At 66.6% G+C, this 17,142-nt stretch carries 18 protein-coding genes; 3 read left to right on the top strand and 15 right to left on the bottom strand.

All coding sequences use genetic code 11. The annotated features are described in order from the left end of the window. Positions 1-42 precede the first annotated feature (42 nt). Positions 43-1,044 carry a sigma-54 dependent transcriptional regulator gene (locus QMF81_RS00185; protein ID WP_281750944.1) on the bottom strand — a complete coding sequence of 334 codons (1,002 nt, stop codon included), beginning with the start codon at positions 1,042-1,044 and terminating at the stop codon, positions 43-45. Positions 1,045-1,099: 55 nt separating this feature from the next. Between QMF81_RS00185 and sfsA the strand changes: the two genes are divergently transcribed. Continuing rightward, positions 1,100-1,825, top strand: a complete 726-nt coding sequence (gene sfsA, locus QMF81_RS00180) for a DNA/RNA nuclease SfsA (protein ID WP_281750943.1) — start codon at positions 1,100-1,102, stop codon at positions 1,823-1,825. Continuing rightward, the gene (gene hslO, locus QMF81_RS00175; RefSeq protein ID WP_281750942.1) at positions 1,810-2,718 is read left to right on the top strand and encodes an Hsp33 family molecular chaperone HslO; all 909 of its coding nucleotides are present in this window, start codon (positions 1,810-1,812) and stop codon (positions 2,716-2,718) included. Before sfsA ends, hslO begins: the two co-directional genes overlap by 16 nt. 16 nt (positions 2,719-2,734) lie before the next feature. Here the strand turns inward: hslO and QMF81_RS00170 are convergent, their stop codons facing one another. Both QMF81_RS00170 and QMF81_RS00165 read right to left on the bottom strand, forming a co-directional pair. Next, a complete protein-coding gene (locus QMF81_RS00170) occupies positions 2,735-3,073 on the bottom strand; it encodes a flagellar basal body rod C-terminal domain-containing protein (protein ID WP_281750941.1) in 339 nt (112 codons plus the stop codon). A 146-nt stretch (positions 3,074-3,219) separates the two neighbouring features. After that, entirely contained in the window at positions 3,220-4,551 is a 1,332-nt protein-coding gene (locus QMF81_RS00165) for a glutamine synthetase family protein (RefSeq protein ID WP_281750940.1), read from the bottom strand. A gap of 104 nt (positions 4,552-4,655) precedes the next feature. Between QMF81_RS00165 and QMF81_RS00160 the strand changes: the two genes are divergently transcribed. Continuing rightward, entirely contained in the window at positions 4,656-5,225 is a 570-nt protein-coding gene (locus QMF81_RS00160; protein WP_281750939.1) for a GNAT family N-acetyltransferase, read from the top strand. Between the two features lie 26 nt (positions 5,226-5,251). Here QMF81_RS00160 and trpA read toward each other — a convergent pair whose 3' ends face one another. The 12 genes from trpA to QMF81_RS00100 form a co-directional block, all read right to left on the bottom strand. Next, on the bottom strand, positions 5,252-6,025 hold the full coding sequence (trpA, locus tag QMF81_RS00155) for a tryptophan synthase subunit alpha (protein ID WP_281750938.1): 774 nt from the start codon (positions 6,023-6,025) through the stop codon (positions 5,252-5,254). Then, complete coding sequence (gene trpB / locus QMF81_RS00150; RefSeq protein WP_281750937.1) at positions 6,015-7,238, bottom strand: tryptophan synthase subunit beta; 1,224 nt, start codon at positions 7,236-7,238, stop codon at positions 6,015-6,017. Before trpB ends, trpA begins: the two co-directional genes overlap by 11 nt. Continuing rightward, the gene (locus QMF81_RS00145) at positions 7,235-7,843 is read right to left on the bottom strand and encodes a phosphoribosylanthranilate isomerase (protein WP_281750936.1); all 609 of its coding nucleotides are present in this window, start codon (positions 7,841-7,843) and stop codon (positions 7,235-7,237) included. Before QMF81_RS00145 ends, trpB begins: the two co-directional genes overlap by 4 nt. Further along, on the bottom strand, positions 7,840-8,616 hold the full coding sequence (locus QMF81_RS00140; RefSeq protein WP_281750935.1) for an indole-3-glycerol-phosphate synthase: 777 nt from the start codon (positions 8,614-8,616) through the stop codon (positions 7,840-7,842). The genes QMF81_RS00145 and QMF81_RS00140 overlap by 4 nt, the downstream gene beginning before the upstream one ends. Beyond that, complete coding sequence (trpD, locus tag QMF81_RS00135; RefSeq protein ID WP_281750934.1) at positions 8,609-9,601, bottom strand: anthranilate phosphoribosyltransferase; 993 nt, start codon at positions 9,599-9,601, stop codon at positions 8,609-8,611. The genes QMF81_RS00140 and trpD overlap by 8 nt, the downstream gene beginning before the upstream one ends. A 2-nt stretch (positions 9,602-9,603) precedes the next feature. Next, positions 9,604-10,176 carry an aminodeoxychorismate/anthranilate synthase component II gene (locus QMF81_RS00130; protein WP_281750933.1) on the bottom strand — a complete coding sequence of 191 codons (573 nt, stop codon included), beginning with the start codon at positions 10,174-10,176 and terminating at the stop codon, positions 9,604-9,606. Then, the gene (locus tag QMF81_RS00125; protein ID WP_281750932.1) at positions 10,151-11,572 is read right to left on the bottom strand and encodes an anthranilate synthase component I family protein; all 1,422 of its coding nucleotides are present in this window, start codon (positions 11,570-11,572) and stop codon (positions 10,151-10,153) included. Before QMF81_RS00125 ends, QMF81_RS00130 begins: the two co-directional genes overlap by 26 nt. Positions 11,573-11,658: 86 nt before the next feature. Next, a complete protein-coding gene (locus tag QMF81_RS00120) occupies positions 11,659-12,429 on the bottom strand; it encodes a prephenate dehydrogenase/arogenate dehydrogenase family protein (RefSeq protein ID WP_281750931.1) in 771 nt (256 codons plus the stop codon). Beyond that, positions 12,422-13,744, bottom strand: coding sequence for a 3-phosphoshikimate 1-carboxyvinyltransferase (gene aroA / locus QMF81_RS00115; protein ID WP_281750930.1), 1,323 nt, complete (start codon positions 13,742-13,744; stop codon positions 12,422-12,424). Before aroA ends, QMF81_RS00120 begins: the two co-directional genes overlap by 8 nt. Positions 13,745-13,751: 7 nt before the next feature. Beyond that, positions 13,752-14,834, bottom strand: coding sequence for a prephenate dehydratase (pheA, locus tag QMF81_RS00110; protein WP_281750929.1), 1,083 nt, complete (start codon positions 14,832-14,834; stop codon positions 13,752-13,754). After that, positions 14,831-15,796, bottom strand: coding sequence for a 3-dehydroquinate synthase II (locus tag QMF81_RS00105; protein WP_281750928.1), 966 nt, complete (start codon positions 15,794-15,796; stop codon positions 14,831-14,833). The genes pheA and QMF81_RS00105 overlap by 4 nt, the downstream gene beginning before the upstream one ends. Positions 15,797-15,806: 10 nt before the next feature. After that, positions 15,807-16,613, bottom strand: coding sequence for a 2-amino-3,7-dideoxy-D-threo-hept-6-ulosonate synthase (locus QMF81_RS00100; protein WP_281750927.1), 807 nt, complete (start codon positions 16,611-16,613; stop codon positions 15,807-15,809). Between the last annotated feature and the right edge of the window lie 529 nt (positions 16,614-17,142).

Genomic DNA, 17,142 nt, shown 5'->3' with positions numbered 1-17,142 from the left:
GGCAAAAATGCCGTTTGCGGGCAGTGGTGCCCCGGGACGCTCCTATTCGCGTTTTTTGAGCTTTTCGATCAGCGTGGTCCGCTTGATGCCCAAAAGTTCGGCCGCCCGATTTTTGACTCCATCGCTTTGGGCCAAAGCCTCGTCCACCAACCGGGCCTCGGCAGTATCGAGAAATTCCTTGAGCCCCATGCCCAGGGACTCCAAATCCGCCAAGGTCGGCCAGCGAAATCCCCCCGGCGCGGGCGCAGGCTCGGGCAGGGGCGGCGCGTATCCCACTTCCTGCAAGATCTTGGCGGGCAAATCCCGAAGGCAGATTTGCTCCCCCTCGCAGAGGATGGTCAGGCGCTCCATGAAGTTCTCGAGCTCGCGCACGTTGCCCGGCCAGGAATAGGCCAGCAGGGCGGCGCGGGCCTCCGGGGAGAGCGGCAGCGGCGGCCGCTTTTGGCGCTGGCAGAAGCGCTGGAGAAAGTGTTCGGCCAGGAGCAGGATGTCGTCCCCGCGTTCGCGCAGCGGCGGCAAATGGATGGGGATGACGTTGAGCCGGTAGTAGAGGTCCTCGCGAAAGCGGCCCTGACGGACTTCTTCTTCCAGGTCGCGGTTGGTCGCCGCCACCACGCGCACGTCGGCGTGCAGGGTCTTGGTGCCGCCGACGCGCTCGAATTCTTTTTCCTGCAGGACGCGCAGGATCTTCACTTGCAGGGCAAGGTCCATCTCGCCGATTTCGTCGAGAAACACTGTCCCGCCTTCCGCGAGTTCAAAGCGTCCCACCTTGGTGCGGATGGCATGGGTAAAGGCCCCCTTCTCATGGCCGAAGAGCTCGCTTTCCAGAAGGTCCTTGGGGATGGCCCCGCAATTGATGGGCACGAACGGTTTGTCCCGGCGGGGGCTATTGCGATGCAGCGCACGCACCAAGAGTTCCTTGCCCGTGCCGGACTCGCCGGTTACGAGCACCGTGGAGTCCGTGGGCGCCACCTTGGAGAGGACCCGGAAAACCCCTTGCAACGCCGGGCTCGCGCCCAGTATCCCAGATGTGTCGAATGCCATGGTCACCTGCCTCGTTGCCTGTTCCCTGATGTGCACTGCAGGCGCTGTCAAGAATATGACGTTTCTTTCCTCTCCCCATCCCCTGGTCCCGGCCCAATTTGTCCGTCGGGAAAAGCGCTTTCTCATCCATTGCGTGGTGGATGGGCAACCTGCCATGGCACACACCAACAATTCCGGCTCCATGCGCGGACTGCTGCGTCCCGGGATGCCCATCCTCCTCTCCCAAGCCACCACGTCCGGCCGCAAGCTCCCCTATACCCTGGAGCTGGTCTGCCCGGAGACGGTGTGGATCGGCGTCAACACCGCCACACCAGGACGCGTGCTGCGCCAAGCAGTGCAGGAAAACGCCATCCCGGAGCTCATCGGATTTTCGCAACTGCACGCAGAGGTGCGCCACGGCCAAAGCCGGTTGGACTTCGTCCTCGACGGCCCAGCTGGTCGCATCTGGGTGGAGACCAAAAACGTCACCCTGGCCGAAGGCGGGGTGGCCTGCTTTCCCGATGCGGTCACCATCCGCGGCACCAAGCATGTGGAAGAACTTGCCGCCATGGCCAAGGCAGGGGCCAACACCGCAATTTTCTTTGGTATCCAGCGCACGGACTGCACGGCCTTTGGCCCTGCCGCCCATATCGATCCCGCCTTTACCCGGGCCTTTGTGGCGGCGCTCCGCGCTGGCGTGCGCATGCTCCCGTACGTTTTGGAGCCATCCCCAACCGGCATCCGCCTGCACCACCGCCTTCCCCTTGTCCTTCCTGGAGAATGGATATGCCCGACCATCTAACGCGCGCCCTCGTCCCTTCCGCCAATCTCCGCGCCGTGGCGTGCATCACCACCGATACCGTGGCCGAGGCCTGCCGCCGCCACCAGCCCGCACCCACGGCGGCCGTGGCCCTCGGCCGGGCGCTCACCGCCGGGGTGCTGCTCGGGGCCTTGCTCAAAGGCCGGCAGCGTCTTGCCCTCAAATTCGAAGGCAGCGGCCCGCTGGAAAAGATTGTGGTGCAGGCCGACGCCCACGGCGGGGTGCATGGCTACGTGGCCCATCCGGACGTGGACCTGCCGCTTCGCCACGACCGTTTCGACGTCGCCGGGGCCTTGGGGGCCGGGGTGCTCACGGTCACCAAGGATCTCCTCCTCAAGACCCCCTATCAGGGCGTGGTGCATTTGGTCTCGGCAGAGATCGGCGAGGACGTGGCCTACTACCTTACCGAATCCGAGCAAATCCCCTCGGCAGTGGGCGTGACCACCATCCCGGACGCCCAGGGGGGCGTCATGGTAGCAGGCGGATTTCTCATCCAAAGTCTTCCGCCAGCCAACATGGACGCCATCGACGCAGTCCTGCAGCGCATCCAAACCATACCGCCCCTTGGCCGGATCTTGCAGGACGCGCCGTCCGCCCAAGGGCTCTTGGAGCGCATCTTCCACGGCATGGACATGGAAATCCTCGACACATCCCCGGTGGCCTTCCGCTGCAGCTGCTCCGAGCAACGCATCGCCCAAGCCCTGAAGACGTTGGGGCGCGACGCGCTCTTGCGCCTTGCCGCGGACGAAGAGACCATCGCCATCCGCTGCGAGTTCTGCGGCGAAGAACATCGCTTTTCCGCGCACCAACTCCGCGAGCTCGTGCACCAACTCCCCCAACACCCGCATCCGGAAAGCGAGCCCCCTGCCGCATGAGGAGGCATCGGCACCGTTAGATGCGGGTGTCGAGGAGCACCCCAGTCATGTCCGCCTGGGTGCGGATGGCCGCGGCGTTGGCGGCGTACGCCACCTCGTCGCGCACCATCTGCACCATCTCCGTGGCCAAATCCACGGTGGACCCCTCCACAAGGCTGTTTTCCGGCCCAGGGACGAGCGGCCCGGAGGAGGTATCCTCGCGGATTTCCGCCACGCGCACGCCCTGATCGTCTGGCCCGCTTTCCAGTCGGGCCTCTTTGGCCCGGTAGCCAGGGGTATTCATGTTGGCCACATCATTGGCCGTGACTGCCTGCGAGATGCCGAAGGCGGAAAGGGCGCTGAGATTCGTCTCCATGGTATCCTCCTTGTGCAGGAGATGCGACGCCGCAGCCGTTTCGTCAAGGAGGCCGCGCGGCACTTGTTGCCGGACAATGATGTTACCGGACAATGATATTGTCACTTTGGATGGGACAATAAAAAGCCGCGCGGCACTGCGTTACGCTACAGCCGGGAAAGGTAGCGCTCGCGCTCGAAGTCGGTGACATGAGCGCGGAACAGTTCCCATTCTGCTTTCTTGTTTTGGAGGAATTTGGCGAAGATGTGTTCTCCCAACGTCTCCCGGACGAGCGTGCTCGCCTCCATGGCTGCAAGGGCGCTTTCCAGGCTGCCGGGCAGGGTGGCGATGCCGCGCTCCCGGCGTTGGGCTTCCGAGAGGGCGCTGACGTCTTCTTCCACAGGGGCCGGCAGGGGGAGGTTTTCCTCCATGCCTTTGAGCCCTGCGGCGAGGATACAGGCAAAGGCGAGGTAGGGGTTGCAGGCCGGGTCTGGGGAGCGTAGCTCCACGCGGAAGGCGTTCTCCTGGCTGGGTTTGTACTGCGGGATGCGCACCAGCGCCGAGCGGTTGCGGCAGGCCCACACCACCGATACCGGTGCCTCGAAGCCCGGGATGAGCCGTTTGTACGAGTTGACCCATTGGTTGGTGATGGCGGTGAATTCCGGTGCGTAGCGCAACAGTCCGGCCACGTAGGCGCGGCCTTCGCGGCTCAAGCCGTACGGGGCGCTTGGGTCATGCAGCACGTTGCGGCCGTTTTTGAACAGCGACTGGTGGACGTGCATGCCGCTGCCGTTGATGGTGGCAATGGGCTTGGGCATGAAGGTGGCGTAGAGGCCGTGCTGTCGGGCCACGTCCTTGACCACGGCGCGGTAGGTGACGGCAGCGTCCGCCATGCGCAGCGCCTCGGCGTAGCGCAGGGAGATTTCATGCTGGCCTGGAGCGACCTCGTGGTGGGCGTATTCCACGTCGATACCCATGGCGCGCAGCCCGGCGATGACGGCCCGGCGCACCGGCGTCCCCAGATCATGGGGCGGGGCGTCGAAATATCCGCCGGGATCTGTGGGGAGCGGGGCCTGGGCGTTGGGAAAGAGGAAGAATTCCAATTCCGGGCCCACGTACAGGGTGTATCCCCGCCGGGCGGCACGCTGCAGCACCCGATGCAGGCAGGCGCGACTGTCACCGTCGAAGGGGCGGCCATCGGGGTGGAGGATCTGGCAGAACATGCGGCCGGTGGCAGGTTCCCCGGTCCGCCAGGTGACCAGCTGGAAGGTCGTGGGGTCCGGCTTGGCGAGCATGTCGCTTTCCTCGATGCGGCAAAAGCCTTCCAAGGCCGAGCCGTCAAATCCCATGCCGTCTTCCAGGGCGATTTCCAGCTCATCGGGCAGCACCTGAAAGCTTTTGAGCCCGCCAAGGACGTCCACGAACCAGAGCTCCACCAACTCGAGGCCGTGTTCGCGCACCGCGCGGATCACGTCGTCGGAATTTTTGCATTTGAGCATGTCGTTCCCTCGCTTTTGCGGAAGAGTGGAGCAAAACTTCGTGGTGGTCAAGGCAGTTGCGCCTTCCAGGGCAATGGTGGCACAGGGAGGGGAGGGAGGAAATTATGCTCGAACGATTGCAGGGGCCCGAGATTGGCGCGTTGATCGAAGCGTTGGGGCGTTTTCGGATCACCATCTTTCGGGAGTATCCGTATTTGTACGACGGCTCCATGGAATACGAGCGGGAGTACCTCTCCCGGTATGCTGCAAGCACCTCCAGCGTGGTGCTGTTTTCCCGCGATGCCCACGGGCTGGTGGCCGCGGCGACAGGGATCGCGCTGGCCGAGGAGACCTCGTGCTTCATCCAGCCCTTTTGTGCGGATCCGTCCGAATACTTCTACATCGGCGAGGTCATGGTCCGGGCCGATTGCCGCAGGCAGGGATGGGGTAGCCGCTTGCTTGCCGCCATGCTGGATGCGGCGCGGGCCCAGGGGTTTGCCAAGGCGTGTCTGTACACCGTACGCCGGGACCCTGGGCATCCGGCCAAGCCCAGCGGGTACTGGTCTGCGGATGCGTTGTGGGAGCGCTTCGGCTTTGCCAAGGTCCCCGGATGCGAGACCCCATGCCCCTGGAAGGAGATCGGCGAGGCCGAGGAGACGGAAAAACCCATGGAAGTGTGGACCTTGGATCTGTGATTCAAGGCGGGAGGCCCCGCCTTGGATCATGCCATGCAGGCGCGCAAAAACGCCTCCACAGCCGGGATGCCGCCGTGGTTCAGGAGGCTGAGCACGTGGCTTCCCACCACCGCCACCTGGGCGCGTCCCGCCAGGGCTGCCACATGCCGGGGCTGACTGATGCCGAAGCCCGCGGCAATGGGGAGGTGCGTGCGGCGGCCAAGGCTCTGGAGATAGGCGAGGGCTTCGGGGCAGAGGTCGGAACTTGCGCCGGTGATGCCCACCTTGAGGGTGGTGTAGAGGAGCCCGGATGCCTGGGGGAGCAGGAGCTCGAGACGTTTTTCCGGGGTGTCCGGGGAGATCACCATGACGGGATGGAGGCCCAGGCGCCGCGCCATGGCGGCGTAGTCGCCTTCGGGCTCGTCCACCGGTAAATCCGGGATGATGACTCCCTGGATGTTTCTCGCCGCGCAGCGCCGCAGAAACTCCTCCATGCCCATGGCATAGGGCACGTTGGCATACGTCATGACGAGCACGGCCACCTCGGGGAGGGCCGCCGCCACCGCTCCTGCCCAGGCCAGGGCGTCCTCCGGGGTCATGCCTGCATCCAGGGCCGCCTGGTTGGCGGCCATGATGGTGGGGCCGTCGGCCAAAGGGTCGGTGAAGGGGATTTGGATCTCGATGATGCGCACCCCGCAGGCCGCCATGGCACGCACCAGGCGCAGTCCGGTGTCCAGATCCGGGTATCCGGCCACCACGTGGGTCATGAGTTGGATATGCCCGTGGGCCGCCGCCAGCACGGCATCGAGTTTATTGGTCACGTTCCACCTCGCTTTGCAGAAAGGAAATCCACCGTTCGGCGTCCAGGGCGCGGGCGGTGATGAAGAGGTCTTTGTCGCCGCGGCCGGAGATATTGACCACCATGATGTCCTCCGGGGGCAGGCTCGGGGCCAGACGCATGGCCAGAGCCACGGCGTGGGAGGATTCCAGCGCCGGGATGATGCCCTCGAGGCGTGCCAGCAGCTGGTAGGCGGCCAGGGCCTCGGCATCCGGGATGGGGGTGAAGGCTACCCGGCCCTGGTCAAAGAGCCAGGCGAGCTCGGGCCCGATGCCGGCGTAGTCGAGCCCGGCGGAGATGGAGTGGGTGCCCTGCACCTGGCCGTGGTCGTCCTGGAGGAAGTAGCTCTTGTACCCTTGGACGATGCCGGCCTTGGGCTGCCCCTGGAGCCGGGCTGCGTGGTCCCCGGGGTTGGGGCCCCGGCCGCCGGCCTCGGCGCCGTAGAGGCGCACGCTGGGATCTCCAAGGAAGGGGGCGAAGAGCCCCATGGAGTTGGACCCGCCGCCCACGCAGGCCACCAGGTGACCTGGCCGCCGGCCGGTCTGGGTTTCCAGTTGCGCCGCCACCTCCCGACCGATGACCGATTGGAACTCCCGCACCACGGTGGGATACGGATGCGGCCCCAGGGCGGACCCCAGCACGTAGTGGGTGGAGTCCAGATGCTGGATCCAATCCTTGAGGGCGGCGTTGACCGCGTCCTTGAGGGTGCGGGTGCCGTCGGCCACGGGGACGACGTCGGCCCCCAAAAGGCGCATGGCAAAGACATTGGGATATTGGCGGGCCACGTCCACCTCGCCCATGAACACCGTGCACTGCATGCCGCAGCGGGCAGCCACCGTGGCTGTGGCCAGGCCGTGCTGGCCGGCCCCGGTCTCGGCGATGAGCCGGGTCTTGCCCATGCGTCGGGCAAGCAGGGCTTGGCCGAGGGCGTTGGTGATCTTGTGCGCGCCGGTGTGGTTGAGGCTCTCCAGCTTCAGGAACACCTGGCAGCCGCCCAGGTGTCGGGTGAGGTTTTCCGCCGGGTAGAGCGGCGTGGGCCGGCCGCAGTAGCAGGTCAGCAAGCGCTGGAATTCGGCGTGAAATGCCGGGTCGCTGTGCGCCTGCACAAAGGCGGCTTCCAGTTGGTCCAGGGCCGGGATGAGCATCTCCGGCACGTAGCGGCCGCCAAAGGGGCCGAAATGACGGGGAAGAATCATGGACAACCTCGCAGGTGGTTGAGGGTCTGACGGAGTTTGGCGGCGTCCTTGACGCCGGGACGGGCCTCCACCCCGGAGTTGAGGTCCACCCCGTCTGGGCGGAGGGCGCACGCGGCGGCGATGGTCTCCGGGCCAAGGCCGCCGGCCAGGATCCAGGGGAGAGGAAGGGCGGGGAGCGTCCAGGGGAGCCGCAAGGCCCGGCCGTGGCCACCGCCGCAGCGCCCGGCATCGAGGAGCAGGAAGCGGCAATGCCCCTGCCAGGAGGCGGCCGCGCCGAGGAATGCCTGCGGCGTGGAAAAGCCTTCCGGCCAGAGCACGGCGATGACGCGCTCCGGGCCGAGGGCGTCTCCACTCGCAGGCGGGTATGGGCCATGGAGCTGGAGCATATCGAGCCGCGCCTCGGCCGCCATGCGGGCGATGGTGGCGGTATCCTGCACCGTGAACACCCCGACCTTGCGGCAGGAGGTGGCAATGCTCCCCACCCAGGCCGGGTCCACCTGCCGCGGGCTTTGGGGATGGAAGATAAATCCCACCATGTCCACCCCAAGTGTCTGGCACAGGCGCACATCTTCCTCGCGGGCAAGTCCACAGACTTTGACGATCATGGCTCCCCCAGCAGTTGGCGCAGGGCCGCCCCAGGGTCAGGGGCGCGCATGAGACTCGTGCCCACCAGGGCGGCGTCGAAACCCGCATCCTCCAGGCGCAGCACGTCTTCCCGGCAGGTGATGCCGCTGGCGGCGATCCAAATCTGTCCCGGGGATTTTTCCCGCACCAGGGCGCGGCTGCGACCTAGGTCCACGGCCAGGGTGTCCAGATCCCGGGCGTTGACCTGGATGATGCGCGCCTGGGCCGCGAGCGTCCGGTGAAGGTCGGCGTGGTCGAAGACCTCCACCACGGCCTCGAGCCCGGTTTCTTGGGCAATCTCAAGGCAGGCCGCCAGGGCGGCGTCCGAGAGCATGCGCGTCACGAGGAGCACGGCGCTGGCCGGGGTGGCGGCGGTGGCGCGCACCTGCAGGGGGTCGAGGATGAAGTCCTTGCGCAGCATGGGCAGCCCCAAGGGCGCGGCGTCGTGGAGGAAGGCGAGGCTTCCCTGGAAGAAGCGCTCTTCCGTGAGGATGGAGAGGGCGCAGGCCCCGGCGCCGGCGTACTGGCTGCAGACCTCGCGGGCGGTGAGGTCCGTGCGGATGCAGCCCTGGCTGGGTGAGGCGCGCTTGTATTCGGCGATGATGGCACTGCGTCCCGTGGCGCGGGCCGTGGCGATGGCTTCGGCAAGACTGGGGCGTGCTGCGGTCCAGAGGGGGGCAAGGGTGCCGGCGGCCTCGGCGGCATGCAGGGCAGCGATTTCCGCCTGTTTGGCCGCACGGAAGCGCTCAAGCATGGGGCACCTCCCGTAAGATCCCTTGAGACACCTTGGTCCGGGCCTTGGCCATGGCTTCGGCGAGGGGCAGGTCTTCGAGCAGATGCAGGGCAAGCCCCAAGTTGAGGGCCACCATGGCCTGCAATGGTGCGGGACCTTGGCCAGTGAGCACGCGTCGTTGGAGATCGAGGGCGTCTTCTTTGCCTGTGCAGGAGAGGCTTGTGGGAGGAAAATACTCAAAGCCCAGGGATTTTGGATGGATGACTTCCTCCCGCACGGCGCCGTTCTGCACCCAGGCCACATGACCGGGACCGCAGGGGGTCAGTTCGTCAAAGCCTCCGGCGCCGTGCACCACGGCGGCGTGCTGGACGCCGATCTGGGCCAGGGCGGCGCTCATGATGGGGACCAGACGTTCTTCTGGGACCCCCAGGATCTGGTGTGTGGGCCGTGCGGGGTTGATGAGTGGTCCTAAGAGATTGAAAAGGGTGCGCACCCCGAGGGCGCGGCGCAAGGGGGCGATGCGGGCAAAGGCGGGATGGAAATGCGGGGCAAAGAGGAACACGAAGCGATCGGTGCGGGCAGCGGCGGCGACCTCATGTGGATCCTGCGCCATGGGAAGGCCCAGGGCCTCGACGATGTCGGCGCTGCCGCAGGAGCTGGATACCGCCCGGTTGCCGTGTTTCACTATGGTGTAGCCCATGTCGGCGAGAAACAGGGCCACGGCGGTGGAGCAATTGAAACTCTGACGACCGTCGCCGCCGGTGCCGCAGGTATCCATGCGCGGGGAGGGAAGCCCCTCCACGAGGTGGGCGCGCGCCAAGGCGGCGGTGGCGGCAGCGGCCAGCTCGGTGGCGGATTCGCCTTTGCTGCGCAGGGCGATGAGCAGGGCCGCGGCCTGGCCTTCGGACAGGCGTCCGTCCAAGAGATCGGCGAACACGGCCGAGGCGGTGGCAAAGTCCAGGTCGTGGCCGGCAAGCAGGGTTTCGAGAATGGGGGCGATGGACATGGTTACCTCCGGATCATGGCAAGGAAGTTGGCAAGAAGTTTCGGGCCATGGGGGGTGAGGACGGATTCGGGATGGAACTGGACCCCCACCCAGGGGCGGTCGGCAAAGGCGATGCCCATGATTTCTCCGTCATCGGCCCGGGCGGTGACGGTAAAGGGGAGCGGTTGGTCCTCGAGGATGGCCAGGGAGTGGTAGCGGCCCACTTCCACGGGGTTGGGCAGGCCCGCAAAGAGCCCGGTGCCGTCGTGGGTCACGAGGGAAGTCTTGCCGTGCATGATGCGCCGGGCCCTGCCCACGGTGGCGCCGGCGTGATGGGCCAGGGTCTGGTGCCCGAGGCAGACCCCGAGGATGGGCACCTGCTGGGGCACCAGATCCAGAAAGCGGAGACACAGGCCCGTGTTGCCCGGGTGGCTGGGACCGGGGGAGAGCACCACGGCGCTCAGCCGTGGATCTGTGGCAAGCTCAAGGAGCTGCGTTTCTGTGTTGCGCAGCACCAAGGGTTCGACGCCCAAACCTTGGAAGACCTGCACCAGGTTGAAGGTAAACGAGTCAAAGTTGTCGATCAGCAAAAACATCGCTGCCTCCGGTGTCGTTGACGGCCGTCAGGATGGCCCGGGCCTTGTTGTGGCATTCCTGCCATTCGTTTTCGGGGTCGGAGTCGAAGACGATACCGGCTCCGGCCTGCCAATGGATCTGGCCGCCCTGCACCCACAGGGAGCGGATGGTGATGCCGGTATCCATGTCTGCGGCTTCGTCGCCCAGGCCCATCCAGCCGATACATCCGGCGTAGGGGCCCCGGGGCAGGGGTTCTTCGTCGTGGATGAGCTGCATGGCCCGGATTTTCGGTGCCCCGGAGACGGTGCCGGCGGGGAACACTGCGGCGAGGACGTCGAGGGCCGTGAGGTTCGGCTTGAGGGTGGCCGAGAGGTAGGAGGTGAGGTGCATGACGTGGGAGAAGCGCTCCACTTCCATGGTGGCGTCCACCTGCACTGATCCGGGGGCGGCGATGCGTCCGAGGTCGTTGCGCCCCAGGTCCACCAGCATGACGTGTTCGGCGCGTTCTTTTTCGTCGGCCAGAAGCTCCCGGGCCAAGGCTTCGTCCTCGCTCACCGTGGCCCCGCGCGGCCGGGTGCCGGCGATGGGCCGAAGCTCCAGGCGGCCTTTCTGGGAGCGCACCAAGAGTTCGGGCGAGGACCCGAGCAGGGTGAAGTCCGGGGATAGGGCCATGTAGAAGGTGTAGGGCGACGGGTTGACCCGGCGCAGGGAGCGGTAGACCTCGAAGGGCGAGCCGGAAAACGGCGCCGAGAAGCGGGTGGAGAGGACCACCTGGATGGCTTCACCGGCCTGGATGGCCTCCTTGGTGCGGCGGACACTGGCGAGGAATTGCTCGCGGTCCGGGGTGGTGGTCACCGGGCCCAGGCGCGCAGGCTCGGGGGTGAGCGGGCGGCCACAGATGGGAGGCACGGGATCTTCCTCCAGGGCCAGTGTGAGGCAGCGGTGCCGCAGATGGTCGAAGAGGATCTGGCGGCCCGGCAGCACGAGGCAGGCCTGGGCCTGCTGTGGGGGCAGGATGTCCGCCACGGCGGGTTCTAGAAGCCCTGCCGCGGTGTAGCCGAAATAGCCGATGAGCGAGCGGGTCATGGCCGGCAGCCCTGCTTCGGGCGGCAGGATGGCGATGGCCGCTTGCGCGGCGCGTACACCCTCCACAAAAGGCAGGCCGTGGAGCTCTCGCAGGGGTCCCAGGAGCGGGTCATTGACGCGCACCGCCAGCCGGCCCTGGGCACAGGTGAGTACCAGGCGAAAATCCCAGGCAATGAGACTGTAGCGGCCGAGCCGCCCGTCCACTTCGCTACTCTCGAGAAGGATGCCCGGCTTGCGCTGCACCATGTGGAGGTAGAGCGAGATGGGGGTTTGGGTGTCGGCAGGCAGCCACGCACCGCGTTGGCGCAGAGGCGGGGGGTTATGCGGCATGGTATTCTCCAGGGTTGAAGGGAAAAACAAAGGCCGGCTCCTCGGGAGGAACCGGCCGGCCATGGGTATCAACCAGGACCAAAGCCTTACGGCCCTCCCGAGGAAGTCGTCGTGCGCCACCACCACAGCATGGCTTCGGCCTTGCGGGTCGCCAGTTCCAGGTCTCCGCTGGCGGTGAGGTTGAGGTAGCTGCGGAAGCGGCGCGCGGCCTCCAGGGAGAAGGGATTGGCCTCCACCAAGGTGGAAAAAAGGGCCGCGTCCTCGCCCACCAATTTGGCGGCAGCCTCCATGCGGCGGCCAAAAGACGGGGTGAGGTACGGCGTGAGATCGAGGTCCGGCGTGGCGCAGAGATAGGCCACGGTGGTCAGAAAATTGAGCCCTTGGATGTAGGCCATGGCCTGGTCATGGGCGCTGGCCGTGGTACGAAACGGGGCGTAGCCGGCATCCTTGAGGAGCGTTTCGGCTGCGCAGGCGGCCTCGTCGCCCCGGCCGGGGACCACCGCCACCCGCAGGGGCGCTTGGGTGTCGGGGCCAAAAAGCGGGTGGAGCCCCACCACCGGGGTGGTGGTGGCGCCGAGCATCTGCTGCAAGGGCAGGACCTTCACCGAGGTGATGTCCATGAGGATGGTGTCTTCGGAAAGTGCCGGCGCCACGAGGGCGGTGGCCTCGGCCACGGCAGCCACGGGCACGGCAAGGACGACGAAGCGGGCTGCGGCCACGGCGGCATGCAGGCGCGCGCGGTCCAAGGGGAGGTCAAATCCGGCCACGGAGAATCCGGCCTGGGCAAAGTCCCGGGAGAGCCTTTGCCCCATGCGGCCGCGGGCGCCGAGGATCACGAGGGAAGTCCGTCTAGGCACGATGCTCCTCCGCATTGGCGCGGCGCACCGTTTCCCACAGCTCCCAAAAGTGGGGGAAGGACTTGGCCACGCAGCCAGGGGTGTCGAGCATGGGCCGCGCCCCCAAGAGCTCCGCCAGGCAGAGGCTCATGGCCAGGCGGTGGTCGCCGAAGGTGGCCAGCTCCACCGGGGAGGTATTCTGGATCCCCCCATGGATGATCATGCCGTCGGGTGTTGGCTGCGCGCAAACCCCCAGGCGGGTAAGTCCGTCCACCACGGCGGCGATGCGGTCGCTTTCCTTGAGGCGCAGATGCGCGGCGTCGCGGATGCGGGTCGTGCCGTGGGCGGCGGCCGCAAGCATGGCCACGGTGGGCACGATGTCCGGGCACGCGCCCATGGACAGCTCCGCACCGTGCAGGCGGCTGGGATAGGCCGTGACGCGATCTTCGCGCACCTCCACCCGGCCGCCCATGGTATTGAGGATATCCACAAGCGCCCGGTCCGCCTGCAAGGATTGGGGACGCAGCCCGGTGACCGCCACCGGTACCTGCCCGAGTATGCCGGCAGCGAGGAAATACGAGGCGCTGGACCAATCGCCTTCCACGAGAAAATCCCCGGCGCGGTAGCTGTGGCCGGCGGGCACGCAAAAGCGCAGGGTTTGTGCCGGTGCTTGGGGGACTGCTGCGGGCGAAAGCGGCGCGAACCCGTGTCCCTGACGCTGGCTGATGGTGACCGGGACCCCAGCCTGGGCCATGGCCTCCAGGGTGAGGTGGGCGTAGGGCCAGGAGGCAATGGCGGCGCTGGTGATATCCACGGTAAGCCCTTGGGGGCTCAGCGGCGCGGCCAGAAGCAGGGCCGAGAGATATTGGCTGCTTTCGGCAACATCGAGGGCGGTGTGGCTTTGGAGAAACCCGCGCGAAGTCAGGCGCAGGGGCGGGCAGCCCGGGGCGCCTTCGAAGTGGACGCCGACGCCGAGGCGTTCCAGGGCGTCGGTGAGGGGGGCGATGGGCCGCAGGTGCATGCGCCCTGCACCCGAGATCCGGTACGTACCGGGGAGGGCTGCGGCTACCGCGGTGATGAGGCGGCAGGTGGTGCCGGACTCCCCCACGGCGAGCTCCACCGGATGGGCCGGCCGGACGGGCGGGATGGCTTCCACGCGGTAGCCGCCCTCGATGGGGTGGATGCGGGCGCCCAAGGCGGTCAGGCAATCGCGGGTACGCTGGGTGTCATCGCTCTCCAGGGGCCGCAGCACCCGCGAGACGCCTGCGGCCAGGGCCGCCAGGATGAAGGCGCGGTGGGTCTGGGACTTGGAGGGCGGGGCAGGGATGGTGATCATGGGGTGCTCACAACGGGTCAAGATGGGGGCCGGCAGGGTAGCTTCCGAGCACGCGCAGGCTATGGCAACATTCGGCCACCTGGCGCAGGGTCTGGGCATATTTTTCCGCGCCCAGATCCGACTCGACGTCCATGAAGAAGATGTACTTCCATTTTTCCGCGCGCAGCGGCCGTGACTCCAGCTTGGCGAGGTTGAGCCCGGCCTCGGCGAGGATGCGCAGCACCGCGGCCAGGGCGCCTGGCCGGTCGGGCAGGGTGAGGAGCAGCGAGGTCTTGTCCCGCTGGGCTGCAGTGCCGGGTTCGCGGCCGATGATGGCGAACCGGGTCCAATTGTCCGCCAGATCCTGGATGTCCGTGGCGAGCACGGCGAGCGTGGGGCCTGCCAAGCCGGGATGGCCGATGGCCGCTGCCTCGGGGTCGTCGTGGACGGCTCGGGCTGCGGCTGCGGTGCTCTCCACAGCCATGAGCTGGGCGTGGGGCAGGTGGGTGCGCAGCCACTGGGCGCATTGGGCCAGGGCCTGGGGATGGGAGAGCACCCGGCGCACCGTCTCCATGCGGTGCCCCAGGAGGGCGTGCCGAACCCGGCAGAAGACCTCGGCCAGGATGGGGGTGTCGTGGTGCAGGAAGAGGTCCAGCGTCTCGGCTACCGAGCCGTGGAGCGAATTTTCCAGGGGCACGATGCCCAGCCGGCAGGTGTCTGTGGCAACGGCCCGGAATACCGCCTCCAGTGATGGCTGGGGGAGGAGTTCGGCGCTGTGGCCGAAGTACTCCAGGGCGGCGCGGTGGGAGAAGGTCCCTTCGGGACCGAGATAGGCCACGGTCTGCGGGGCTTGCAGACTGCGGGAAGAGGAGAGGATCTCGCGGTAGATGGCGCGCAAATGCTCTTTGGGCAGGTGCTCGCCGGGCAGAGAGAGCAGGCGCTCGAGGACTTCCTTTTCCCGAAACGGGTGGAAGATGACACCGTCTTTCTTGCGCTGGCCCACCTGGCGGCTGAGGCTCGCCCGTTCGTGGAGCAGGGCGACGATGGCCTCGTCCACGGCGTCGATGCGCTGGCGCAGTTCTTCCAAGGTCAGGGCAGATTCGGTGTTCATTCGCGGATGTCCTCGGAGATACGCATGCCGAAATGCCGGCCTGCTGCATCCAGGCGGCAGAGTACCTGGTCGCCGGGGCTAAGCTGCACCACGCTCACCGGGGTGCCGTCCGGCCGGGTGAGGCGGATGGTCTCGGCGTTTTGCAGGAAGATGGTCCCGCGCTGGCCGCTGGCCTCGGCGTCGATGCGCAGCATCGGGCGGATTTCGGTCTTCACCCGGCCGACGGTGGCCCGTTGGGTGCGGCCGTCGGCGCGGACGACCATCAGCGCGTCGCCGGGCCGCAGTTCTTCCAGGTAGCGGGTGCGGTCTTCGGGCATGACGCAGTAGCTGTGCACCGCGCCGGCATTGATGCGAAAAGGCCGCGGCGCCACGTAGGGGTTGGCCTCGGTCTCGGCATGCACCAGAAAGGTGAAGGCGCTGGAATTCCCCACCAAAAGCCCCATGCCCGTGGTGAAGAGCGAGGTGGTGTCCACGCACACCCGGTGCCCGAGGCCGGCGTTCTCCACGGCAGTGATCGTGGCTGCCACCAAGGTTTCCTGTCCCAGGCGCTCGCGCAGCTCGGTGACGATGGTCTTGAGCTCGGCTGCGGCTTCCGGCCGCACCACAACCCCCGCCACCCCGCATTCCAAGATGCCGGCCGCCACCCGCGCCCGCTCGGCGTTTTCCACTTCGGCCAGCACCTCTCGGGTTTGGGCGAGGATGTTCTCCACCGGGATGATCTCGAAGCCGGCGCGCAGGATCACGGTCTTGCCGGCAAGGGCCTGGGTCACGGCCGTTTCTTCGTCGTCCTTGGAGGCAAGGGTCACCCACAGGAGGTCTGCGGCGTCCAGGACCGCCCCTTTGGCCAGGGATTGGACCACCGGCACGTGCTCGGCGTCGGTGATGACGCCGTCCACCCCGGATTCCAGGGCGAGGGTGACCTCGTCTTTGCAAAACGGCAGGGCAGCGAAGTAGATGCGCATGGCGAGTCCTTTAGGCGCTGGGGGTGTGCATGAGGGCGAGGGCCTGGTCCACGTCGTAGTCCAGGTGCACTACGGCGTGCAGGGCCTGCACCAAGCGGGTGGGGTCTTCGGCCTGGAAGATGTTGCGGCCCATGGAAAGCCCGGAACCGCCGGCCTTGAGGCTGTCGTGGGCGGTCTGGAGGATTTCGCGCACCGAGCCCATCTTGGGGCCGCCGGCGATGACTACCGGGATGCAGCAGGCTTCCGTGACCCGGGAAAAGCTCTCCGGATCCCCGGTGTACGGGACTTTCACGACATCTGCGCCCAATTCCTCGGCCACCCGGGCGCAGTGCGCTACCGTAGCCGGGTCCCATTCGGATTTCACTTTGGGGCCGCGGGCGTAGACCATGGCCAGAAGCGGCATGCCCCAGGATTCGGCCCGGGAGGACACTTCGCCCACGTCCCGCAGCATGTCGCGCTCGGTCTCGTCGCCAAGATTGAGGTGTACGGACACGGCGTCCGCCCCCAGGCGCAGGCCGTCTTCCACGGTGGCCACCAGGGTCTTGGCATTGGGGAAGGGCGAGAGGGTGGTGCTGGCGGACAGGTGGATGATGAGCCCCACGTCCCGGCCCTTGCCGCGGTGGGAACAGCGGGGCAGGCCCTTGTGCATGAGGACGGCGTTGGCTCCGCCTTCAGCCACCTTGTTGATGGTGTCCCGCATGTCTACCAGGCCGGCGATGGGGCCCACGGTGGTGCCGTGGTCCAAGGGCACGATGATGGTCTTGCCGGTGTTGCGGTTGAAGATCCGTTCCAAACGAACGCTTTTTCCCAGGTTCATGGCCTCCTCCTTGGTTTGGGGCCCGGCCCCGGCGGCCCGAAAAACTCGAAGGGCCGCCGGCTTTGCGCCTGCGGCCCTTCGGTGGATGTTCGTGATGTGTAAACGCTACGACAGCCCCTCCAGACCACAGGCCCTGTTTCCATAAAAGTACCAAAAAAAGTACCGGCGGTTCTGGAGGAGGTTTTCGCGCTTCATGGAAAGCCTCTCTATGCGCCGGGGTGGGGAGGTGTCAAGGAAAAATGTGACCCTGGGTCAATAATCGATAAAAAAATAAAAGTATGAAAATACAAATAGTTGTATGTATTTTTCTGCCTGGCGTTCTGCAGGACGCTTTGTTGTGGGGCATGTGGAGGGGGCGGTTGGCGCGATCTTGGCCTTTGGCCGCAAAGGGGGTAGCAACCGCGGCAGGAGGCGGACATGCAGCAAGCATCGGTGGTGTTGCGGGCCGTGCGGCGGATGTGTTCCTGGTGTCGGGGCGGCCGGGTGCAGGCCCTTGGGTGTGGCGAGTGCCCGCTCGAAGGGGTGGCGG

It is taken from the genome of Thermodesulfomicrobium sp. WS, assembly GCF_027925145.1.
Classification (GTDB): domain Bacteria; phylum Desulfobacterota; class Desulfovibrionia; order Desulfovibrionales; family Desulfomicrobiaceae; genus Thermodesulfomicrobium.
The sequence above is the reverse complement of the archived record's forward strand: the minus strand, read 5'-3'. Positions and strand labels throughout refer to the sequence as shown.